The 22,293-nt window shown below is 64.3% G+C and carries 25 protein-coding genes; 21 read left to right on the top strand and 4 right to left on the bottom strand.

What is annotated here, in order from left to right; all coding sequences use genetic code 11:
• Window positions 1-22: 22 nt before the first annotated feature.
• The 5 genes from VXM69_RS09195 (at window position 23) to infA (ending at window position 2,930) form a co-directional block, all read left to right on the top strand.
• A complete protein-coding gene (locus tag VXM69_RS09195) occupies window positions 23-358 on the top strand; it encodes an FmdB family zinc ribbon protein (protein ID WP_069704717.1) in 336 nt (111 codons plus the stop codon).
• Window positions 359-435: 77 nt separating this feature from the next.
• On the top strand, window positions 436-1,461 hold the full coding sequence (locus VXM69_RS09190; protein ID WP_069704718.1) for an aliphatic amidase: 1,026 nt from the start codon (window positions 436-438) through the stop codon (window positions 1,459-1,461).
• A 90-nt stretch (window positions 1,462-1,551) separates the two neighbouring features.
• Window positions 1,552-1,713 carry a hypothetical protein gene (locus tag VXM69_RS09185; protein ID WP_367188463.1) on the top strand — a complete coding sequence of 54 codons (162 nt, stop codon included), beginning with the start codon at window positions 1,552-1,554 and terminating at the stop codon, window positions 1,711-1,713.
• Between the two features lie 282 nt (window positions 1,714-1,995).
• Window positions 1,996-2,199, top strand: a complete 204-nt coding sequence (locus VXM69_RS09180) for a cold-shock protein (RefSeq protein ID WP_006483056.1) — start codon at window positions 1,996-1,998, stop codon at window positions 2,197-2,199.
• Window positions 2,200-2,666: 467 nt separating this feature from the next.
• Complete coding sequence (gene infA / locus VXM69_RS09175; RefSeq protein WP_006483034.1) at window positions 2,667-2,930, top strand: translation initiation factor IF-1; 264 nt, start codon at window positions 2,667-2,669, stop codon at window positions 2,928-2,930.
• Between the two features lie 174 nt (window positions 2,931-3,104).
• Here infA and VXM69_RS09170 read toward each other — a convergent pair whose 3' ends face one another.
• The gene (locus VXM69_RS09170; protein WP_367188462.1) at window positions 3,105-3,911 is read right to left on the bottom strand and encodes an alpha/beta fold hydrolase; all 807 of its coding nucleotides are present in this window, start codon (window positions 3,909-3,911) and stop codon (window positions 3,105-3,107) included.
• A 401-nt stretch (window positions 3,912-4,312) separates the two neighbouring features.
• On the opposite strand from VXM69_RS09170, the gene VXM69_RS09165 reads away from it, so the two are divergent.
• From VXM69_RS09165 to VXM69_RS09095, 15 genes are all read left to right on the top strand, one after another.
• Window positions 4,313-5,560, top strand: a complete 1,248-nt coding sequence (locus tag VXM69_RS09165) for an alkaline phosphatase family protein (RefSeq protein WP_367188461.1) — start codon at window positions 4,313-4,315, stop codon at window positions 5,558-5,560.
• A complete protein-coding gene (locus VXM69_RS09160) occupies window positions 5,557-5,808 on the top strand; it encodes a hypothetical protein (RefSeq protein ID WP_059556586.1) in 252 nt (83 codons plus the stop codon). Before VXM69_RS09165 ends, VXM69_RS09160 begins: the two co-directional genes overlap by 4 nt.
• A gap of 705 nt (window positions 5,809-6,513) precedes the next feature.
• A complete protein-coding gene (locus tag VXM69_RS09155) occupies window positions 6,514-7,767 on the top strand; it encodes a hypothetical protein (RefSeq protein ID WP_367188460.1) in 1,254 nt (417 codons plus the stop codon).
• Window positions 7,764-8,972, top strand: coding sequence for a phosphoadenosine phosphosulfate reductase family protein (locus VXM69_RS09150; RefSeq protein ID WP_367188459.1), 1,209 nt, complete (start codon window positions 7,764-7,766; stop codon window positions 8,970-8,972). The genes VXM69_RS09155 and VXM69_RS09150 overlap by 4 nt, the downstream gene beginning before the upstream one ends.
• Window positions 8,965-10,179, top strand: a complete 1,215-nt coding sequence (locus VXM69_RS09145; RefSeq protein WP_367188458.1) for an alpha/beta hydrolase family protein — start codon at window positions 8,965-8,967, stop codon at window positions 10,177-10,179. Before VXM69_RS09150 ends, VXM69_RS09145 begins: the two co-directional genes overlap by 8 nt.
• Window positions 10,062-11,186 carry an HlyD family secretion protein gene (locus VXM69_RS09140; protein ID WP_367188457.1) on the top strand — a complete coding sequence of 375 codons (1,125 nt, stop codon included), beginning with the start codon at window positions 10,062-10,064 and terminating at the stop codon, window positions 11,184-11,186. The genes VXM69_RS09145 and VXM69_RS09140 overlap by 118 nt, the downstream gene beginning before the upstream one ends.
• A gap of 8 nt (window positions 11,187-11,194) precedes the next feature.
• On the top strand, window positions 11,195-12,109 hold the full coding sequence (locus VXM69_RS09135; protein ID WP_226227475.1) for an ABC transporter ATP-binding protein: 915 nt from the start codon (window positions 11,195-11,197) through the stop codon (window positions 12,107-12,109).
• Between the two features lie 2 nt (window positions 12,110-12,111).
• A complete protein-coding gene (locus VXM69_RS09130) occupies window positions 12,112-13,242 on the top strand; it encodes an ABC transporter permease (RefSeq protein WP_367188456.1) in 1,131 nt (376 codons plus the stop codon).
• A 6-nt stretch (window positions 13,243-13,248) separates the two neighbouring features.
• On the top strand, window positions 13,249-14,718 hold the full coding sequence (locus VXM69_RS09125) for an efflux transporter outer membrane subunit (RefSeq protein WP_367188455.1): 1,470 nt from the start codon (window positions 13,249-13,251) through the stop codon (window positions 14,716-14,718).
• A gap of 424 nt (window positions 14,719-15,142) precedes the next feature.
• The gene (locus VXM69_RS09120; protein WP_049036319.1) at window positions 15,143-15,391 is read left to right on the top strand and encodes a hypothetical protein; all 249 of its coding nucleotides are present in this window, start codon (window positions 15,143-15,145) and stop codon (window positions 15,389-15,391) included.
• 216 nt (window positions 15,392-15,607) lie between these two features.
• Complete coding sequence (locus VXM69_RS09115) at window positions 15,608-15,907, top strand: hypothetical protein (protein WP_034191297.1); 300 nt, start codon at window positions 15,608-15,610, stop codon at window positions 15,905-15,907.
• 167 nt (window positions 15,908-16,074) lie between these two features.
• On the top strand, window positions 16,075-16,719 hold the full coding sequence (locus tag VXM69_RS09110; protein WP_049036321.1) for a DUF1326 domain-containing protein: 645 nt from the start codon (window positions 16,075-16,077) through the stop codon (window positions 16,717-16,719).
• Window positions 16,716-17,507, top strand: coding sequence for a DUF2182 domain-containing protein (locus VXM69_RS09105; protein ID WP_367188454.1), 792 nt, complete (start codon window positions 16,716-16,718; stop codon window positions 17,505-17,507). The genes VXM69_RS09110 and VXM69_RS09105 overlap by 4 nt, the downstream gene beginning before the upstream one ends.
• An 83-nt stretch (window positions 17,508-17,590) precedes the next feature.
• Window positions 17,591-17,938 (top strand): copper-binding protein, encoded by a 348-nt coding sequence (locus VXM69_RS09100; RefSeq protein WP_124669953.1) that lies wholly within the window; start codon window positions 17,591-17,593, stop codon window positions 17,936-17,938.
• A 280-nt stretch (window positions 17,939-18,218) separates the two neighbouring features.
• Complete coding sequence (locus tag VXM69_RS09095) at window positions 18,219-19,538, top strand: collagen-like triple helix repeat-containing protein (protein ID WP_367188453.1); 1,320 nt, start codon at window positions 18,219-18,221, stop codon at window positions 19,536-19,538.
• A 120-nt stretch (window positions 19,539-19,658) separates the two neighbouring features.
• Here the strand turns inward: VXM69_RS09095 and VXM69_RS09090 are convergent, their stop codons facing one another.
• The gene (locus tag VXM69_RS09090) at window positions 19,659-20,120 is read right to left on the bottom strand and encodes an Lrp/AsnC family transcriptional regulator (protein ID WP_367188452.1); all 462 of its coding nucleotides are present in this window, start codon (window positions 20,118-20,120) and stop codon (window positions 19,659-19,661) included.
• Between the two features lie 114 nt (window positions 20,121-20,234).
• Between VXM69_RS09090 and VXM69_RS09085 the strand changes: the two genes are divergently transcribed.
• Window positions 20,235-20,867, top strand: a complete 633-nt coding sequence (locus tag VXM69_RS09085; RefSeq protein WP_367188451.1) for a LysE family translocator — start codon at window positions 20,235-20,237, stop codon at window positions 20,865-20,867.
• Here VXM69_RS09085 and VXM69_RS09080 read toward each other — a convergent pair.
• On the bottom strand, window positions 20,864-21,271 hold the full coding sequence (locus tag VXM69_RS09080) for a DUF6331 family protein (RefSeq protein ID WP_367188450.1): 408 nt from the start codon (window positions 21,269-21,271) through the stop codon (window positions 20,864-20,866). The two genes, VXM69_RS09085 and VXM69_RS09080, sit on opposite strands and share 4 nt — an antisense overlap.
• A 7-nt stretch (window positions 21,272-21,278) precedes the next feature.
• Entirely contained in the window at window positions 21,279-22,274 is a 996-nt protein-coding gene (locus VXM69_RS09075; RefSeq protein WP_367188449.1) for an alpha/beta hydrolase, read from the bottom strand.
• Between the last annotated feature and the right edge of the window lie 19 nt (window positions 22,275-22,293).

The raw sequence follows: 22,293 nt of genomic DNA, 5'->3' as shown, positions 1-22,293 counted from the left end.
GACGCAGGAAAAGGAGGCTGTCATGCCCATCTACGACTTCGAGTGCGCAAGCTGCGGGCCGTTCTCGGTCATGCGCCGCATCGCGGATCGCGAAAAACCGTGCCGTTGTCCCGAGTGCGGCGCGCAAGGCGGGCGCGTGATCGGCGCGCCATCGCTGGCGCTGATGACGGGGGCGCGCCGCGCCGCGCACGCGACCAACGAGCGTGCCGCGCACGCGCCGCGTCAGTCCGACGACGGGCCGCCGCTGCACCATCGCGCCGGCTGCAGTTGCTGCTCGGGCGGCGCGGCGAAGCTTGCCGGCACGGCGTCGGACGGCCTCAAGCGGCCGGCGGGACGGCCCTGGATGATCAGCCACTAAGGTGTGCCGCGCGCGAGCCGATGCCCGGAAGCAGCGGCCGTCGCGCGCGGCGTCAACGTGTTCGAGGAGGAAGCGTCATGCGACATGGTGATATTTCGAGCAGCCGCGATTGTGTGGGTGTCGCGGTAGTCAACTACAAGATGCCGCGTCTGCACACGAAGGCGGAGGTGCTCGACAACGCGCGCCGCATCGCCGACATGGTGGTCGGCATGAAACAGGGTTTGCCAGGCATGGATCTCGTGGTGTTCCCCGAGTATTCGACCCACGGCATCATGTACGACCGCCAGGAGATGTTCGATACGGCGTCGACGATCCCCGGCGAGGAGACCGACATCTTCGCGGCGGCGTGCCGCAAGGCCAACGTGTGGGGCGTGTTCTCGATCACGGGCGAGCGCCACGAGGCGCATCCGCGCAAGGTACCGTACAACACGCTCGTGTTGATCGACAATCGCGGCGAGATCGTGCAGAAGTATCGCAAGATCATGCCGTGGACGCCGATCGAAGGCTGGTACCCGGGCGACCGGACCTATGTGACGGACGGGCCGAAGGGTCTCAAGATCAGCCTGATCATCTGCGATGACGGAAATTATCCGGAGATCTGGCGCGACTGCGCGATGAACGGCGCGGAGCTGATCGTGCGCTGCCAGGGCTATATGTATCCGGCGAAAGAACAGCAGGTGATGGTCGCGAAGGCCATGGCGTGGATGAACAATACCTACGTGGCAGTGGCCAACGCCACGGGCTGGGACGGTGTGTATTCGTACTTCGGCCATTCCGCGATCGTGGGGTTCGACGGGCGCACGCTCGGCGAATGCGGCGAGGAGGAAATGGGCGTGCAGTATGCGGAGCTGTCGCTCGGGATGATTCGCGACGCGCGGCGTAACATGCAGTCGCAGAATCATCTGTACAAGCTGCTGCATCGCGGCTATACCGGCACGATCAATTCTGGCGATGGCGCGAATGGCGTCGCGGACTGTCCATTCGGGTTCTATCGCGACTGGATCGCGGATCCCGACGCCACGCGTCGCCGCGTCGAAGCGCTTACGCGCGCAACGCCCGGCACGCCGGAGTGCCCGATCGAAGGTATTCCGCATCAAGACTGAGCGCGTGCGTTCCCGGCTTCGTGCGCGCACTTTGCGACCGTGCACCGTGCGCCGATCGACTGTTTCGGGAACCTGTTCGAGGACCACCAGGTGACGCAGCTGACGGGGCAGGGCAACGGGCAGCCGACTCGCGGTTCTACCATGGACATGGCCGACGTGCGGCCGGCGAGCGTCGCGCGCAAGGCGTTCGAGACGCGGATTCGCGACGGGGGCGAGCTGCCGGCGCCGCATCACGTGTTCGAGCCGCGGTAAAAAGACGGGCAGGCCGCCCGAAAACGGGGGCGCATCGGAATGTGCGCCGTCGGCCGGTCACGCCCGCCACGCAAGGCGCACGCGGCGATCGCATGCTGCACTGCATCGAAATGGCTTGACGAAATGGCCACTACGGCGTAGTGTCCATGGTCGAAGTGTTCAAGAAGTTCGATTGCTCATCATTGGCCGCGCTCCGTGCGGCAGTCGTTGGTCTCTCCCTCTTTGATTCTTTCTGTGCCCGTCGCGGGCGCATGTTCAATTATTTGTATTAAGGAAGTATTTGTGGATACCGGTACCGTCAAGTGGTTCAACGAAACCAAGGGCTTTGGTTTCATCTCCCCGGACAACGGCGGCGACGATCTGTTCGCCCATTTCTCGGAAATTCGCGGCACGGGTTTCAAGACCCTGGCCGAAGGCCAGAAGGTCAGCTTCGAAGTGAAGCGCGGCCCGAAGGGTCTGCAAGCGTCGAACATCACGCCGCAGTAAGCCGCAACGGCAGCGGCCGCCAGTCGGTGGCCGTTGCCGGATGGAGTTTCGCGCGAGGCGCCGCCCTGGCGGCGCCGGCGCGTTCCGATGCGCACGACCGATGCATCGCGACATTCACGATGCATCGGTCGTGACGCCTCCCTCCTCGCATGCCTGAACGGCGTGCGACGTAACGCCCTCGCAAAGCGCTCGCCGCTTCGCGAGCGCATCACCGCTTCAACGCATCAACCTGAGCAGACCGCCGCCATGTCGTAGCCGGCGCGGTCCCGACTTGCGCGGCGCTCATCCCGCCGCCGCCACCGACCGCCCGAACGCCGCAACGCGCCGGGCTCCGATCGCAAGACAGGCCTGTGGCCCGTCTGAACGAACCGATCCCCGGCAGCCTGCCGGCGGCCGTCCCGTTACGGGATGCCGCGCCGGGCAGATCGCCGCGGCCGCGGTCTATCACCTTGTCTGGAGGAATTGGTTTGGCAAAAGAAGAACTGCTGGAACTCGACGGAATCGTCGACGAAGTGCTGCCGGACAGCAAATACCGTGTGACGCTGGAAAACGGCGTCGTGGTTGGCGCGTACGCGTCGGGCCGCATGCGCAAGAACCACATCCGGATTCTCGCGGGCGACCGCGTGACGCTGGAACTGTCGGTCTACGACCTCACGAAGGGCCGCATCAACTTCCGTCACAAGGACGCGAATTCCCCGCGTCCGCCGCGAAGCGGCCAGCCGCGTCGTTAAGCGGCCTCGACCGGTGCGGCGCGGCCACTCGCGCACCGGGTCGAAACCCGTCCGGCCACGCGGCCGGACGCACCGGATGAACGACGCGTTGCATGCCGTTCGTCGGTCGCCGGCGGCGCCGTCATGCCGCGGCGGTCCCCACCGCCTTCACCGGCCGCCGCGCGTGCGCAACGCTCAGGCGGCCGCGTCCCGCAGGAAATCCTCGACGATCATCGCGAAGTACGGCGGACATTCCTGCATCGGGTAATGCCCGCAATTCGGTATCGTCACGAGCCGCGCGCCCGGGTGCCACGCGAGAAAGGTCGCCTGCATCGCCGCTGCGTCGATTCCCGGATCCTTGTCGCCGACGATTACCAGAAAGCGCGTGTCGAGCCCGCGGATGTCGTCGACGAAATCCGCGCCCGTCAGCATGTCGAGATACGCGAGTCGGCAACCCGGCGCCACGCGTTCGCGGTTCTGCCGCAACTTCAGGTCGGCCCAGCGCGCCGACAATCCACCCGTCACGAATCGCACGAGCCGCCGAAACGCATCGTCGTCGACCGTCGTGCTCGCGAAGAATGCGCGCGCGTCGGCGCTCAGGCGGTTGCCGGCCGCCGATACCGGACACACGGCGATCGCGCTCTTGATGCGTGACGGCGCATCGGCTGCGAGCCGCTGCGTCGCCATGCCGGTCATCGAATGGCCGATCACGTGAAAGCGCTGCCAGCCGAGACGATCCGCGAGCGCGAGGCAATCGGCGGAAATTTCGTCGACGGTGCATGCGCCGGTCAGGTGGCGGGACGCGCCGTAGCCGCGCAGGTCGACGAACACGTACGTGAAGGCTGTTTCGTCGAGATACGGCAGCGTTGCCGTGTAGTTCGTGTGGTCGCCGAGCCAGTCGTGCAGGACCATCACGCATTCGGGGCCGGCGCCATGCCGCAGGTAGCCGAGCCCGTCGTGGTTGCCGGTCGGGCGGGCGGAGGAGGTGTCGATGGGGTTCATTTCAAGTCGTTTCCGTCTGGTTGGGGAACCAAAACGAAACGCCCTCCCGGCGGACCGGGAGGGCGTCTTGAAAGTGCATCGATCGTATCGGGCCGATCGGCGAAAGTCAAGGCCCGACGTGCCTTTCCGCCCGACACCTCGATGCGCTGCGCATCGGCCCGGCGGTTGTCGTCCGACGGCAGCGACGCGATCACTGACCGATATCGTCGGGCTCGCCTATGCGGCCGGGGGCCGTCCATGCCGCGAGGCGGTGCGCACGACGCTTTACGCGCGGGGCGGCGCGGCCGTACACTCGTCGGCAATTCGCGGCCCGCGCGCGTGGCTTGCCATTCCTTCGGTGGCTTTCAGCGGGCCGACGATCGTGCCAGCCGGACATTCGTCGCGCGACGCCAGGAGGCGCCATGAGTGCAGACGCAGCCCCCGCATCCCCGTCCGTTCAGGACCGCATCCGGCACGTGTTCGTGCTGATGCTTGAGAACCGTTCCTTCGATCACCTGTTTGCACTGTCGGGCATTGCCGGCATCGTCGCCGCGTCGCCGGGCAACAGCAACGCGTACGGCGGCGCGGTCTATCCGTTCGGCGGCGGCGCGCCCGACCGGATGCCGACCGATCCGTGCCACGAATTCACCGACGTGCTCGAACAGCTGTGCGGCGCGGGCGTACCGTTCGTGAAAGGGCAGGCCTATCCGTCCATCACCAATTCGGGTTTCGTGTCGAACTACGCGACGTCGCGTTCCGAAGGCACGCCGCCGCGGCCGGTCGATGCGGGCAAGATCATGCAGGGTGTCGACGTCGCGACGCAGGCGCCGTCGCTTTACGCGCTCGCGAACGCGTTCGTGCTGTGTGATGCGTGGCATGCATCGATGCCGGGGCCGACCTGGCCGAACCGCTTCTTCCTGCATGGCGCGTCGTCGGCCGGGCTCGACCATTCGCCGACCAAGCAGGAAATGCTGGGATGGGACGGGTTCGACGGTTTTCCGTATCCGAAGGGTTCGATCTTCAGCGCGCTCGGCGACGACAACTGGCGCATCTACCAGGACCAGACGGGCGACCCGCTCGGCCACGTGCCGCAGGTCGCGTCGTTGAAGGGCATCAGCTTCTTCGACATCGACGATCTCGCGCATTTCGACGCCGATCTCGCGGCCGGCTACACGGCGCGCTATACGTTCATCGAGCCCGGTTACGGCGACATCGTGCACGGTACCTATCAGAACGGCAGCTCGCAGCATCCGATGGACGGTCTCGCCGGCGGCGACCAGCTCGCCGCGCGCGTGTACAACGCGATCCGCAATTCGCCGGTGTGGAACAGCAGCCTGTTCGTGATCGTCTACGACGAGCACGGCGGCTTCTACGATTCGGTCGGGCCGGGCGCCGCGCCGCCGCCGAACGACGGCGCGCCCGCGACGCTGAACGCGAGCGGCTTCGGCTTCGACGTGTACGGCGTGCGCGTGCCGGCGATCGTGATTTCGCCGTGGGTCGCGGCCGGGCACGTCGATCACACGCCGTATGACCATGCATCGGTCGCCGCGACGCTCGAGCGGCTGTTCGGCCTCGCGCCGCTGACCGATCGCGACCGCATCGCCAACGACCTGCTGGCGCTCGTGACGCCTACGTGCCGGACGGATTGTCCGCAAAGGATCGGAACATGAGTACCACCACCCCGACTCCGGACCCGCGCGATGCGCTGCCCGTGCGCGACGGCACGAGCCTGATCGCGTATCTGCACATCCTGAGGAAAGCGCATGCGGCGCTCGTCGGACAGGAGCAGGCGCATCAACGCTTCAGCGAGATCGTCACGCGCGGGCAGGCGCGGCGGTACATCGAGGAACTGATGCCGGTGCTGCTGCACAAGCGTGCCGAGCATCGGGCGCGCAAGCATGGCGGGAAGCATCGTTGAGCGGGGGAAGCGGGACGTACGGAGAGGCAGAAGGGTCACGCTGCGGCGCTCGATGAGTGCGGCCAGTTCGAACGGCCCGAATCGGGCACGACACTTTTCCCCGCCACATGTTGGTTCGGCGAGCCTGCGCCGACCGGCTGACAGCGTACTGGCGGTAACCGTTGGGTCGTGTCACGTTGCCATTGTCTGCGCGACGTGTTGCGGCCTTGTCCTCCGCCTGGCCACTACCCGTGCCAAGGACATCCGTCGAATGGGCGGATTTTCCCCTCTTGGCACAGTGGTGTCGCGGTCGGCAATGCGGATTTCCCTTAGCCACAATATTGGTTGGCGCTGCTCATGCAGCGTATCGGGGCATTTCCGGTATTTGCATTCCTGCTTAGTACTGGTACTAGCATTTTGTTTGTTTCGAATTGAAAAATAACGATCCAATATCAAAATTAAAAATTAAAGCGATGAATTTGGCGTTGACGAATCGGATGGCAAAAAAATAGAATTCATCGCCGTATCGGTTCTTTCGTGAAAATACTTTGACGAGATTTGTGTGGAGCGGTCGCCGTATTAAAAATCAATGTCGCAAGAGGTCGTTGTGGATATTTTGTAGTCGAGAATTTTCCGGATCTGAAATCTTCAGGTGAAATGGAATTGGCCGACCCATTTGATATGGGTCGGCCATGTTATTCAAATTGAAACGATGGAATTGCTCCCATGGCTGAAAAACAACTGCTTCCTACGGAAACGCAATCGAAAGTCTACCTGGGTCCATCTGCACAACAAAAATGGATGAGACGCGGCGTGCCGCTCAATATCGACGTCGTTTTGCTGACGCATCCGCGCGATCGAGCAGATGTCGTCCGGATGTTTCCATGGGCCGGCATGCTCGATGGGGATGCACTTGCCGACCTGCTCGATTGTCTGCAACCCGTCTACGGCGAGATCATCGAAGCGAAGGACATCAATATCGGCATCCTCTTTTTGCCGATTCTCGCGCAAGACATGATTGATCCGAGAAAGCGTGCATCCAGCCGTAGCCGCATGGAGAAGGAGGGGCTCGACAAGGCGGCGACGATGGGGGCGCGCCATGTCTGCCTGGGCGGATTGACAGGAGCACTGAGCCATTATGGCCGCCGCATCGAAGCGCGCTCGAAGGAACTCGATATCGAATTGACGACCGGCCATGCGGTGACATCGGTATCGATCGTCCGGCAGGTCGACAAGGCACTGTCCGAGTCGGGATTGAATGGGGGCGACGTCGCTCTCGCCGTTCTTGGCGTTGGCAGTGTTGGTGCGGGAGTGGCCCGGCTGCTGGGGCGCTCGTCATCGGCTACGCGACCTGCGGAACTGATCCTCGTCGACACACAGCAACAGCAGGACAGGCTTCGCGCCATTGCAGGCGAAGTGTCGGCATGTTCGTCGATGCGGGTATCGGTCGAGGTGCTTCCGACGCGTCACGCGTTGCCGGACGACAGCCGTTGCTATCGCGATGCCAACGTAATCGTCAGCGCGGTCAGCACACCATCCATTCTCGATATCGATCTCGTGCGCGCGGGCACGATTCTGATCGACGACAGCCAGCCTTATTGTTGGGATCGCGATGCAGCGTGGGCACGCGTGCGGGCACGTGGCGACATCCTTCCCTGCGACGCAGGGCTTGTCGATGTACGCGAAATTGCATACCGATCGTTCTTCCCGTTCGATTTCGCCGACGACGTCGGTCATGGGAGTTCGGTTTCATGGTCGTGCCTTGCCGAGGGGTTGTTGCGTGCCAGTTTGCCGCACCTCGTGAGCAATATCGGTGAGGCCGATGTGACGCAACTGCTCGCGTACGAGCAGGCGTTCGATGACATGAAATTTGGAATCCCGCCGCTCCAATGCGGAAAGCATGTGCTGGATGTTGCTGCGTTCCGCCGATTTCTGCGGGATGCGGCTGGACCGTCCGGCGTGTGGGGAGATCGTTCGTGAAAGCGATACCGATCCACCGCGGATGTAATCGTTGCGGGATGCCGTTGCACTACGACGCGCTGATGAATGGCATCGACGCCGATGAGATGATGGCATCAGGGCTATGCGCACACTGCTCGGGCATGCCATCCGGCCGGCGCGAGGAACCCGGAGCGGATGCCGATCACGAATGGTTGCTTGACGCGATCATTTCGGCAGCCGACGGCGAGCGTACCTGGCGTCACAAGGCCCTTTCGCTCGCGAAACGCCTGCCGATCGTAGGCGACGGCAGTCTCGGGACCGCCGCCGCCATGCTCGATTCGATTCCGCCGCGCAACGAGCGTTCAGTCTATTCCGCGATGGTGCTTTACAGCGGGGGCAAGGACAGCACCTACATGCTGGTTCAACTGGCCGAGAAAGGCTTGAACGTTTGCGCGTGGATGCTGGATCCCGGTTATCAGTCGCCGCAAACGCTCGAGAGTGCACGACGTGTGACCGAGACGCTCGGTATTCCGCTCGTCGTCGAGCGCCCGGATAGAGCGCTTACGGATGCATTGTTCCGAACGGGATTCTCGATCGACGACAACTCGGATGTGGATTTGCAGAAAGGGGCGATGACGTACGGCTCAGCGTGCTGGCCCTGTTTTTCGTTGATTGCTGTCAGTGCGAGCGCTTTCGCGAATCGTCATCGCATTCCGCTCTGTTTCATCGGCACGCAGAAAGGCCAGAACCGGTTGAATCTGGAGGGGGCGGGCGTGTTGTCCGCGCGGGCCTTACCGAAAGTCAACGATCTCGTCGCCAAGTTCGTGCACCCGTTCCGGAAAGCGATTCCGGATCACGCGGCTTTGCTGGACGCAGATCCCGACAATGTCCGGTTTCCGACCGTGCTGGTGCCGTTCTACGAGATCGTGCGTAAGCCTGAGCGGGAGATACAGATCACCCATATCGAGCGATATGGCTGGATCCTTCCGAAAAATACGGGCGCCTGCAGTTCGAACTGCATGATCAACGAGTTGGGTCGGGCGGTCATGCGTTCGAGATTCGGTTTCGACCTGTACCAGGTGATCGACGCGAACGAACGCCGGCTCGGGCACGCCCCGGATGGGGCTGCGTCCGGCTCACCCGATCCGGCCATCGTGCGTCTTGGTGCAACGATGCTCGGTTTGACCGAGCAGGAGACCGACGAACTTGGCGTGAAGATTCAAAAAGGCAACCACGATGCGTAACCTGAGCGAAACCGAGACCTATTCCTTTACCGATCACATCCTGAGCCGCGCCGTCTTCGCGTTGTCGCGCGTCGTGGGAGTGAAGAACATCACGCGACCGTTCTGGAATCGCTGGAGGGCGGCCCTGTTCGATCAGAATACGCTGGATCGATTTCTTGCCGCAATGCACGGCCTTGCGGACTGGCCGACGAAGGGTATGGAATTCCTGCATGGCGAGATTCGACAGGTCGAGGCGATGCTGCCAGGGATGTCCGACGACGAGGCCATTGCGCACTACCGGCGGCTATCATTCCTTGCTCACCTGGTCCAATGGGGATGCCTGCCGCTTTCGGATACGAAGACGATTGCCTATCGGTGGTGTCGTGATTTCTACGTCGAGGCTGAGCGCCGTGCATTTGGTGCGCGATTCACCCGTCTGCGCGTCGACTGGAGACACAATCCGATGTGGGCTAACCTGCATTTGCCGGCCGCCCCGTTATCGTCGGGGAAGATTCCGTTGGTCGTGATCGTGCACGGCATGGATGACGTCAAGGAGGAGCATCTCGCGAGCGAGCTGCTGTTTTCCGAAGCGGGGTTTGCCGTGCTGTGCATCGATGGACCGGGGCAAGGCGAAGCCTTTTTGATAGATGGCACGACGTGGCCGGAAAATTTCGACGACGCGATCGTAGCGGCCGTCGACGCGATGAGCGCCTATCCGCAGATCGATACGGAAGGCTATGCCGTGGCCGGCATAAGTTGGGGTGGCATGTGGGCTTACAAGATCGCAGCAGCCGACCCGCGCGTCGGCGCGATTCTCGATCTGGGTGGCCCAGTCGATGCGCGCGAATTCAACAAGCTACCTTTTTTCCTGAAAAGCAAGTTTTGCCAGATTCTCGGCATAACGTCGCTTGACGACGCACGACATTCTGTCGACTCCTTTTCCATCCGCGACGTCGCGATGCTCGAAAAGATTCGCGCCCGCGTCCACATCGTACACGGCGGCCGCGATCCGCTTGTGTCGGTCGCGGACAAGACATGGCTGCGCGATACCCTGAACGAGCTCGGCCGAACCGACGGTGTCAAGCTGACGTTGTTCGCCGACGGAGACCATTGCTGTACGCAATACGTGACCGAAATCCGGCGTGCGGCGGCCGCCGAGTTTCTCGACGCGTATACGAAGCGGATCGGCGGCCGATGCCAGTCGGACCGTCGCTTGCCGACCGTCTGACGGTCGTCGCATACAACCACGCCACATTCGGCTTCTTCCCTATGGAACGCATCACGCTCATGCCCAGGTGGGCCGGGTACGGCTTCGTTTGCGCGAGCTTCGTCGCCGCGGGCTGTACAAAGTCGCCGGAAACGTATCACGGTTATGTCGAAGGGCAGTTTTCCTATCTGTCGGCACCGTATTCGGGAAATCTGAAGACTTTGCGCGCGACACGCGGCGATCGTGTCGAAGCGGGCACGGTCGTTTTCGAAATCGGTGCGCCGGACCTGGAACAGGCAATCAAGCGTCAGTATCACCAGTGGCAATCGTCGCTGGACGTGCTCGGCGACCTGGAGCAGGGCAAGCGTTCATCGGAAATCGATACGGTGAACGCACAGCTCGAACAGACCCGGGCGAACGCCGAGCTTTCCGCGCAACGGCTCGCCCGCGCGGAAGCCGACTACGCGATACAGGCAATCTCGCTCGATCAGCTCGAACGCGAACGTGCGGCGGCCCGGGTGGACAAAGCACGAGTCAGCGAACTCGCCAGTCAACTGAAGACGGCGCGCCTGCCGGCACGCGACGGTCAACTGCAATCGCAACGACAGAGCGCCGACGCGCAGCAGGCCGAATACGAACGGCTGCAGACGCAATTGCGGCAACTGTCGGTGCAGGCTCCCGGCAAGGGCGTCGTCGTCGATACGTTCTTCACGCCGGGCGAGTGGGTCGTCGCCGGCACCCCGGTGGTGAAGATCCTGGTCGATCTCAATACGAAGGTTCGCTTCTTCGTGCCCGAGGCCGCCCTGGCCAATTTCCGCGTCGGCCGTGTCGTGCGGATCGCATGCGACGGTTGCGAACGCGGCTACACGGCGACGATCAGTCATATCGCGTCGGACGCAGAATATACGCCGCCCGTCATCTACAGCAACGACGCACGCTCGAAGCTGGTGTTTCTCGTCGAAGCGCAGCCCGATACCGTTGCCGCGCGTGGCCTGCCCCCCGGCCTGCCGATCGAGGTGACGCGATGAGTCATGCGATGCCGCTGATCGATGTGCGCGATCTGAACAAGCATTTCGGCACACGGCACGTCGTCAAGAACCTGAGCCTGCAGGTCGGCCGGGGCGAGATATTCGGTTTTCTCGGACCGAACGGCAGCGGCAAGACGACCTCGTTGCGCATGATGTGCGGACTGCTGACACCGGATTCAGGCAGCGGGACCTGCCTTGGATTCGACATCCTGAAGGAATGCCGGGAGATCAAGCGCCGAGTCGGCTACATGACACAGCGTTTTTCGTACTGGGAAGACTTGACGGTGCGGGAGAACCTCGATTTCGTCGCGCGACTGTATGAGATCGACGCGCGAAAGGAACGCGTCGCGCGGATCCTCGCCGAGATGGGCCTGGAGTCGCGCTCGAACCAGCTGACCGGCTCATTGTCGGGCGGCTGGAAGCAACGGGTGGCGCTTGCCGCTGCGCTGTTGCAGTCGCCCGAACTGCTGCTGCTCGACGAACCGACGGCTGGCGTCGACCCGGGCGTGCGCCGGGTGTTCTGGGAGGAATTGCACCGTCTGGCAGCCCGCGGTATTTCCGTGCTTGTCAGCACGCACTATATGGACGAGGCCGAACGTTGCCACAAGCTGGCCTACATCTCGTACGGCACGCTGCTGGCCCACGGCGAGGCCGGTGATCTCGTGCGACGGCATGCGCTCCACACCTGGTCGGTGTCCGGTGGCGACCTCGTCCGGCTGAACGACCGGCTCAAGGGCCGGCCGGGCGTCGAGCAGGTGATTGCATTCGGTCGTGCACTGCACGTATCGGGACGTGACGAGGCCGTGCTTGGAGCGAGTCTCGCAGCAGTTTGCGGCGCGGGTGTCGAGATTCGCAGAATCGAGACGAATATCGAGCACGTCTTCCTGCATTTGATGAAGGGCACATCCGGGGAGTCCGGCTGATCATGATCCGCATCTCGATTTCCCGCTGGTGGAGCATGGTGACGAAGGAGTTCTTGCAGATCCGCCGCGATCGCGTGACGCTCGGGATGATCGCCGTGTTGCCGATCGTGCAGCTGGCGCTGTTCGGTTTTGCGATCAACAGTGATCCCAGGCATCTGCCGACGATCGTGCTCGCCGACGACACAAGCGAATTTTCGCGATCGCTCGTCGCCGGCATGCGCAACACGGGGTATTTCGACGTCCAGGGCAGCCTGTTTTCCGAACGCGCGGCCCGTGACGCGCTGCAAAAGGGCATCGTGCAGTTCGTGGTCAGCGTGCCGCACGACTTCTCGCGACGGCTGGTGCGCAACGAGCATCCGGAAATTCTGGTCGAGGCGGATGCGACCGATCCCGCCGCAACGGGAAATGCGATCGCCGCTCTCAATACGATGACGCAGACGGTGTTGAACAAGGATTTGATCGGAGCCTTGGTGAGAACCGCGCCTCCGCAAGCATTCTCGGCCCGGGTGCACCGGATCTACAATCCCGCCGGCATTACGCAGTACAACATCATCCCCGGATTGATGGGCGTCATCCTGTCGATGACGATGGTCATGATGACGAGCCTCGCGATTACGCGCGAACGTGAACGCGGAACGATCGAGAACATCCTCGCGTCGCCGGCAACCTCGATCGAGGTGATCTGCGGAAAAATCGTGCCGTACATCCTGATCGGGCTCCTGCAGTGCACGATCATCCTGCTGGCGGCCCGGTTCGTGTTCAGCGTGCCGTTTGAGGGCAATCCTGTAACGGTCTACTGCCTCGCATCGTTGCTGATCGTCGCGAACCTGATGGTCGGCATCGCCATATCGTCGGTCGCGCGGAGCCAGTTGCAGGCGATGCAGATGACGTTCTTCTATTTCCTGCCGAGCGTCCTGCTCTCCGGATTCATGTTTCCGTTTGCCGGCATGCCAGGCTGGGCGCGGCTGCTCGGCAACGGATTGCCGCTGACCTATTTCAACCGGGCCATTCGCGGTGTTCTCCTGAAGGGGAGCGGATGGAACGAAATATGGCCCGATGCCGCGACGATGGTCGTGTGCGCTCTGGTTGCAATGACGGTCGGCCTGCTCGCGTACCGCACCACGCTCGATTGAACGACGATGGCACAACGAACCTATCCACGCCGCCGTGCCTGCCGCGCGATTGCGGTTCTGTCGATCGCGGTCGTCATCGTCGCGGGGCAGGGGTGCAGCCATCCTGCGTTTGTCCCCCGATCCACGAGCGACCTGGCATTGCCGGCCACCTTCATGGGGATGAGCGTCCGCTCGACCGATCGCGACGAGGCCGGCATGCCTGTCGAACGCGACCCGCGCTGGTGGCGGCACTTTGGTTCGTCGGCGCTGGATGCGCTCGTCGAGCAGGCGATGCGGGACAGTCCGTCGATACGGAGCGCGGAGTCGCGGTTGATCGAGGCGACGAAGTATCTTGCGGGACAACAGGGTGCCAGTCGCTATCCGCAGGTCGACGTCGGCGCGTCAGCCAAAAGGGAGCAGTTGAATACTGCGGCCGCCGGTCTGCCGATGATTCCCAACCCGTCCCCGTTCATGCTGTACAACACGAACGTGAGCGTTCGATACGATTTCGATTTCTTCGGCGCACAGCGCCATCGGGTCGAGGCGAAACGGTATGAAGCAGCGCTGAGAAGGCATCAGGCCGACGCCGCGCGCTTGACACTGGTCAGCAATATCATCGCTGCGGTGGTCCGGGAAGGGCGGCTGCGTGACGAAATAGACGTGAACGACGCAGTGTTGCGGAACCGGCGAGCCGTTGGGAAGATGCTGCGCGAACGGCATGAAATCGGCAGCGTCGCGCATCGGGAAACGATCGATGGCGATTCGGACGTCGATCGAATCGAAGCGGAACGGGCGGCATTGCATGCGGAACTGCTGAAAATCCGGTTTCAACTCGCGGCCTATGCCGGTGTTCCATCGCCCGAGTCGCTGCCTCGGTTTCGCCTGGACGACTTGCAATTGCCGCAAGACTTGCCGTCGACGGTGCCGTCGGGGCTCGTGCGGCAACGGCCCGACATTCTCGCAGCGGAGGCGCGCCTGCATATTGCCGGCGAACTGGCCGGCATCGCCACGGCCAATCTTTACCCGCGGATCGAACTGGGGGCGAGCATCGGGTCGTCGCCGCTGGCGCTCGGTCAGTTGTTTGCCGGCGGCGCGACGATCTGGAATATCGGTGCCCAGCTTGGCGCACCGGTTTTTCGCGGTGGAGAATTGCGTGCCGCACGGGATGCGGCGATCGCCGCCTACGATGCCACGTTCGAGGACTATCGGACGGTCGTGCTGGGCGCGTTGCAGAGCGTCGCCGATGCGATGACCGAAATCGATCGCGACGTGATCGCGCTGCAAGCGCGTCGAGCGGTCGCGCAACGGCAACGGACCGTTCTGGAGATGACCCGGCGTCAGTTCGAGAACGGCAGTTCGGATCGGCTTCATGTGCTGCGCGACGAGTATGCATATGATCTGGCGCGGCTCGAGATGATTCGCGTTCGTGCGGCCAGGATGGCCAGTACGGTTTCCTTCTTTGCCGCCGTCGGTGGCGATGCGTATCGTCGGGATTGACTGCCCGTGCGCCGAGCGGGCGTCGGAGTGGGTGACCGCCGGGATGCAGGCCGGGCGGTTCCGTCCCGCGTCAATGCCGAGGCGAGACAGGGCAAGGACCTCCGTTACACCATCCCCCCGCGTCAGCGCATCGCGGTCGGGGCGGATCGGCGCGTCCATGATCGGCACGACGAGATCCTCGATGTCGCTCGTGACGACCCACGTATGCCGGGCGTGCGCGGCGACGTCGCGAATCCGCTCGCCGCTTCCGGGATCGACGATCAGCGCGATCGTGTTCTGTTTCGTCATGAGCGTTCCCCGTTGTGGTTACCCGGTCGACACTGTTTCACGCGTACCGGTCAATCGGGACGATACCCGGGCGATTGCGTCACGCATCGCCATTGGCTTAAGATCGACAGGAGTTCATCACACGCGTCCAGCACCAATGAAAAAAAGCATGAGCCTGCGGGTCGCCGTCATCGCCTCGGCTGTTGCGGTATACAGCGTCTACATGCACATCGACCAGCTGATCAGCGGCTGCATGTGGGTCAGGGGCCGTCAGCGCTGCAGTTTCGAAAACAGTGCGAATTTCGAAGGCTGGATGAATCTCGACTTGCTGGTCACGTGCTGCTGGGTCGCCGCGGCGGTGGTGGGCTGGATTTCCGTCGCGCAGGTCGCGAAGAAGCCGGAGTAGCGGCGTGACGTACGTGCCCGATTGGATCGGTACGAAATGTCGGCTTGTCTGGCTGAATCTGTCAATCCGTGACAACGCGTATTCGTCGAGCGGCAGCGGGGGCGCGCTTCGTCCTTTCGAGCGGGTCATGAATCCGTGACCGGTCGATAGCCGGCGCGATCGTGGTGATCCCTGGCGAGAAGCGTTGCATCGCGCGCTGCGCGAAGGGAGGTTCCCATGCAGTTTCCGACGGGATCGGTGGTCGCGCTCAGCTCGGCCTCCGCGACGATGTTCTCGATGGGCATGCTGTTTCTCGGTTACTGGGGATTGCACGAACCGCTGCCCTGGCGGTTCGGCGACTATGTCGTCGTGGTGCTCGCGCTGGCGGGCTTCGCCTGTCTCGCGTGCGTGCCGTTTCTCGCCACCTCGCCGATGAAGACCCCCGGTGACGAGTCGCGGATGCTCGTCGCACGGCGCGCGTTTCTGGGCGGCGCGAGCGCGGTGTGGTGTGCGATCGTCGCGTCGTTGCTCGTGTGACGCGACGGGGCGGAGACAGCGACCGGAATGCCGATGCGCACGCGGTTCGATAAGTCATATATGAGGCGCGGAAACACCGATTTAACGCGGGCATTCCTGCTTTGATTTCCCCGATAGCGTGCACTAGATTCGAAGCGTTCATGTGTCACAGAGCGCGAGGTGGAGCCATGACGCCGTGGGAGATTCAGGGCACCGAAATGATCAGCTGCAATTGCTCATACGGTTGCCCATGCCAGTTCAATGCGCTGCCGACCAACGGCAACTGCGAGGCGATGGGCGCGATTTCGATCGACAGCGGTCACTACGGCGACGTGGTGCTCGACGGCGTCCGGATCGCGGTCGTGTTCCATTGGCCGGGCGCCGTCCACGAAGGTCACGGAAAGTGCCAGCCGATCGTCGACGAACGCGCCAGCCTGGCGCAGCGCGATGCCGTGCTGAAGATCATGACCGGTCAGGATACCGATCCGTTCGCGACGATGTTCTCGGTGTACGCGTCGACGCTGGAGCACGCGTTCGATCCGATCTTCGCGAAGATCGATTTCGACGTGGATGTCGATGCCCGGCGCGGCCGAATTCACGTCGATGGCGTGTTCGACCTCGCGGGCGACCCGATCCGCAATCCGGTGACGGGCGACGCGCATCGCGTGCGAATCGACCTGCCGCACGGTTTCGAATACGAACTGGCCGAGATCGGTTCGGGCACGGGGCGCTCGCACGGCAACCTCGCGCTGAATCTCGACGGCACCTATGCGCAGTTCGCGCGGCTGCACCTGAACAATCACGGACTGATCCGGCATCGCGTCGCGGCATGACTCCGCTCGGCATCTGGCTCGGGCGCGAGCGCGTCATCACGCTGCTCGGCATGGCCGCGCTCGTCGCCGTGTGCTGGTTCTACCTGTGGACGGGCGCGGGTACCGGCATGTCGGCGCTGGAGATGACGACGGTCGCGCTCTTTCCGCATCGGCTCGCGGACGACCCGGGCAGCATGGAGCCGTCGCTGCCGACCGTGATCGTGATGTGGTGGGTGATGATGATCGCGATGATGACGCCCGGTGCGGCGCCGCTCGTGATGCTGTACCGGCGCGTGTTGCGGCATCGCGGCAACGGGGAAGCGGGCTCGGCGTTCACGTCGATGTCGCTGCTGGCCGGTTATCTGACGGCCTGGCTCGCGTTTTCGATCGGCGCGGCGTGGCTTCAGGCACTGCTGCAGCCGGCGGGGTTGATCTCCGCGATGGTGCTGTGGTCGAAGAGCGCGGCCCTTTCCGCGTTCGTGCTGGCGCTGGCCGGGCTCTATCAGTTCTCGCCGCTCAAGCGCGCGTGTCTGCGGCAATGCCGCGCGCCGGCCGCGTTCCTGGTCGCGCACTGGCGTCCGGGCGTCGCCGGCAGTTTCCTGCTCGGTGCGCGCCATGGGGCGTACTGCGTGGGCTGCTGCTGGCTCCTGATGGCGCTGCTGTTCGTCGGCGGCGTGATGAACGTCGTGTGGATTGCCGCGTTGTCGCTGTTCGTGTTTGCGGAAAAGATCCTGCCAGGCGGAGAACGTGTCGGCCGCGCGCTCGGCGTCGTGCTGATCGTGTGGGCCGGCGCGACGTTGCTGGTCTGATCGTCCGCGGCTGGCGCCAGCGGCCGTGCACCGGCCGTGATGGTGCTCGCACCGGCAACGCAGTCGTCAACGGGAGACGATCGATGAAGATCCGCTTTCATGCCGCTGCCGTCTTGTGTGCGGTGGCAACTGTTGCGATGCCGGTATTGGCCGCCGGCGACATGGCCGGCATGGACATGGGCGGCAGGAAGATGGCGGCACCGGACGCCGCGCTGACCGATGCCGAGGTGAAGAAGGTCGACACCGGGCGCGGGATGGTCACGCTTCGGCACGGCGCGCTCGACAACGTCGGGATGCCGGCGATGACGATGGCGTTCAAGGCCGGCGATGCGGTGACGATCGGGGCGCTGCGCGCCGGCGACAAGGTCAGGGTCCGGATCGAGCGCGTGGACGGCGTGCTCACGATCGTGAAGCTGGTGAAGGGTCCGTGACGACGGGCGGTGCGGACAGGTTCGCCGCGGGCCGACGATGCGCGGCCCGGCATGCTTTCGCCATTCATGCTACGTAACGCAAGGCCGATGTTACGTCCGCGTTGCCGGGACGCAGGTGCGGATCGGCAAGGTCGAGCCGGCGCCGAAGCGATGCGCCGTACCCGAACGCGCCGCCGGCAGGTCATCGCGTCCCGATCGAAAGACTGTGAACGGGGCCGACGGAAATGGCACGGTAGATGCTTGATGGAAGGATCGCGCTGAATAGCAGACGGGGGCTTCCATGCAACATCCATTCATCAAGGCGAATGTCGCGTTCGCCGCCATTGTCGCGGCATGCACGCTGGCTGCGTGTGGTGGCGGAGACATCACGGCACCGCCGCTGGCCGGCAACACCATCGGGACGAGTACCAGCGGGACGACCAGCGGTACCAGTGGGTCGAGCGGTTCGAGCAGCGGTGGTACCAGCGGTTCGAGCAGCAGTGGTACGAGCAGCAGTGGCACGAGCAGCAGTGGTACGAGCAGCAGTGGTACGAGCAGCAGCGGCACGAGCAGCAGTGGTACGAGCAGCAGTGGCACGAGCAGCAGTGGCACGAGCAGCAGTGGCACGAGCAGCAGTGGCACGAGCAGCAGTGGTACGAGCAGCAGTGGCACAAGCAGCAGTGGCACGAGCAGTAGCGGCACGAGCAGCAGTGGTACGAGCAGCAGCGGCACAAGCAGTAGCGGCACGAGCAGTAGCGGCACGAGCGGCGCGCCAGGCACGAACGGCATCATCAGCTCCGTCGGCGGGATCGTGATGGACGTGGGCACCACGCTTGCCGGCGTGACCCTCCCCGGCGTCAGCAGGGGCGTCACCGTCGGGCCTGCCGACACGGTGACCGGTGTCGGCACGATCATCAGCCAGACGTCGAACGTCGTGAGTGCCGGTCTCGGCCAGATCGGCATCGTACCGAACCCGGTCGGCACGACGGTCGCCGGCCTCGGCAACATCGTTGCGTCGACCAGCAACCCCGTCAGCGGCCTCAGCGAAACCGTCAAGGCGCTCGGTACCGGCCCGCTCTCGCCGCTTTCACCGCTTACGACACCGATCAGCGGGCTGCTCGACACGGTGTCCAGCGGTTTGAGAACGGGCGGCACGACGCTCGGCGCGGCGTTGTCGTCGGGCCCGGTCCAGCAGGCGACGCAGGCGATCAGCACGGCGATCACGCCGCTCGTGACGACGGCGGGCCAGCTCACGCAGCAGGTCGGCACCGCCACCGGCCTCGGGCAGCCGGTGGCCGGCCTGCTCGGGCAGGTCGGCGCGGCGGTCACGTCGGCCGGATGGAAGGTGAGCGCCGCGTCGCCTCAGCCGCTCGTCGGCGGCGTCGGCACCCTTGTCCGGGCGGTCGGCAACACGGTTACCAACGTGGGCGGCCTCGTGAATCCGGGCGGCGCGAACGGTGCGGTGCCGATCTCCGGGCTGGTGACGAGCGTGGTCGGCGGCATCCCGGCGACCGTGCACGATGGTCCCGCGACCGGCACACCGGCGGGTGGTCTCGCCAATCCGCTTGCGCCGGTGACGTCGCTGGTCGGAGGCCTGCTCGGCGGCCTGGCCGGCAAGTAGCCGGTGTGCGTCGATCGCGGCGGCGGACAGCCGCCCTGTCATTGACGGGCCGGCTGGCGCCACGGGTGACCGGTCGATGGCGTTCGACGCGCGGCCGGTCGTCTGGCCCTGATCGACGCATCATCCGCGCGTGTCGCCGAGCTTCGATGGCGGTCGTGCGAGCCCGCGCGCCGGCACCGGCGTCGACATTATGATCGACGTGCGCGTTTCGCCGTACAGGTTGATGCGTTCGATCAATTGTTCGAGATGGGTCATGCCGATCGCGACGAGCCGCATCACATACGAATCCGCGCCCGTCACGTGATGGCACTCGACGACTTCGGGAATCGTCTCCAGCAGCTTGAGGAACTTCGCTTTCGCCGGCTGCGGCACCGTGATGCCGATCAGCGCGCTCACCGGGTAGCCGGCCGCGGCCGGATTGATCCGCGCCGTATAACCCTCGATGACGCCGGCCGATTCGAGGCGCTTCACGCGCTCTGTCACCGCCGGCACCGACAGGTGTACCTGGCGCGCCAGTTCCGTATAGCTGATGCGGCCGTTGGCCTGCAGCAGCGACAGTACCTTCCAGTCCAGATCGTCCATCGCGGCGGAGTTTTTAAGGTAGAGCCGCCATTTTTCCTTAAAAACCGCATTCAGCGGTGACCGGACTTTCCCTACGATGCCTGTTCAACCCGTGGATGCCACAAGGAGCAGGCGATGCTGTTCATCAAGTCCGTCGTGATGGGGCTGTCGATCGCGGTGCCGGTCGGCCCGATCGGCATGCTGTGCATTCAGCGCAGCCTGAGCCGGGGTTTTCGGGCGGGGTTCGCGACGGGCATCGGCGCCGCGTGCGCCGACGCGATCTACGGCCTGCTCGGCGCGCTGGGCATTGCAGGCATCGTTACCGCGTTCCCGATGCTGACCGTCGGCCTGAAAATCGGCGGCGGCGCATTTCTCGTCTGGCTCGCGTGGACCATCTTGCGTCAGCCGCCGGCCGAGGCGGCGCTGCAGCGCGACCTGCCGCGCACGACCGTGCTGCGGGATTTCCTGACGACGTTCGGCCTCACGCTGTCGAACCCGATGACGATCCTGTCGTTCGTCGGGATTTTCGCGGCGCTCGGCCCGCTGTCGGGCACGCCCGGCAGCTCGGTCGGGCCTGCCGTGGCGTGGATGGTCACCGGTGTGTTCGTCGGCTCCGCCGCGTGGTGGCTGTGCTTGAGCAGCGCGACCGCCGCGCTGCGCACGAAGCTGTCGCTCGCGTTCATGCACGGGCTGTCGCGCGTATCGGCGGCCGTCATCGCGGTATTCGGCGCGGTCCAACTGGTCGCAGGCGCGCGCGCGATGATCTAGGCGTCGTTCGACCGGATGGCGTCGATCGTCGTCCGGATATGGGCGAGCAGTTCGAGCATCACCGTTTTCCGAAAGTACTGGTTCATGCGCGTGCTGACGACGACATCGGCCGGCAACGCGTCGATCGCACGCTGGACCGACAACAGATCGTCGGCGAGCCGAGCCGGCGCATCGGGCGGCCACCGGTCGAGCGCCGTGGCGATTTCGTCCGGCCAGAAACCGAACGCGTCGATGCCGCAGCATCCGGCGACGCAGTTCGTCTCCAGCGCATCGAGCAACGGCATGACCGCGGTCAGATGCGGGTCGATTTCGACCGCGCGCCCCTGGCCGCCCGCCAGATCGCCGACTTCGATCCAGCGATCCTTGCCGATGCTGATGTCGCCCTTGTGCGGTTTTCCGTTCATCGCCGGCTCAATTCAAGGCCCGGAAACGGGCATGCATGAAGCGTGCGATCTCCCGGGTGAGTTCGATATCCTCCGGCGCGCCCATGAACCCGCCGTGCGGCATGCCTTCGAACACATGCAGTTCGGTCGGCACTTGCGCGCGCCGCAACGCGCGGTGCAGGCGAACCGCGTTCGACAGGAACAGGTCGCGCGTACCGCTCTGGATGAACGTCGGCGGGAAGCCGGCCGAGAAATCGCCGAACAGCGGCGACAGATACGGATGCGCGAGATCGGCGCCGTTGGCGTAGAGCAGGTTGTTCGGCATCAGCGACGCCGGCAGCACGACGTCGACGAGCCGGTTGGTCTCGAAGCTGTCGCCGGATTCGGTCAGATCGGCTTCCGGCGACAGCAGGACGAGCGCGGCCGGCAGCGGCAAGCCTTCGTCGCGGGCACGCAGCACCATCGCGGCCGCGAGATTGCCGCCGGCCGAGCGGCCGCCGATGACGATGTTTTCCGGCGCGTGGCGCGCCAGCACGAACGCATAGGCCGCGATGCAATCGTCGAGCGCGGCCGGATACGGATGCTCGGGCGGCATGCGGTAATCGACGCCGTAGCAGCGAACGCCCAGGCGGTCGGCATGCATCTGCGCGCCGGCGCGGCATGCGGCGCCGCCGCCGACGACCAGCGCGCCGCCATGCAGGTCGATGTACGCGCATTCGTCGGAAGCGGCCGCTTCGGGCGTCGCGACGTGCAGGTCCGCATCGCCGGCCCGGATCGTCTCGACGCTCGAACGCAGATGGCCGGCCAGTTGCCCGACCGCGGCTGTGTAATGCGCGTCGGCGGCCGCCTTCACGCGCATCCACGCGTCGACATCGTCCGGCGCGGGCATCACGTGCAGCGCATTCAGCGGCACGCCGTCGTCGCCGACCAGGCGTTGCAACGCGGCTCGCGCTTCGTCGCTGATCGAGGTGGGGAAGGGCACGACGCGGCTCGGCAGCACGACGCCATCGGGTTTGTCGTTCATCGCTTGAATTCCATCAGGC

It is taken from the genome of Burkholderia sp. Ed8, from assembly GCF_040761425.1.
Taxonomy (GTDB): Bacteria; Pseudomonadota; Gammaproteobacteria; order Burkholderiales; family Burkholderiaceae; genus Burkholderia; species Burkholderia seminalis.
The sequence above is the reverse complement of the archived record's forward strand: the minus strand, read 5'-3'. Positions and strand labels throughout refer to the sequence as shown.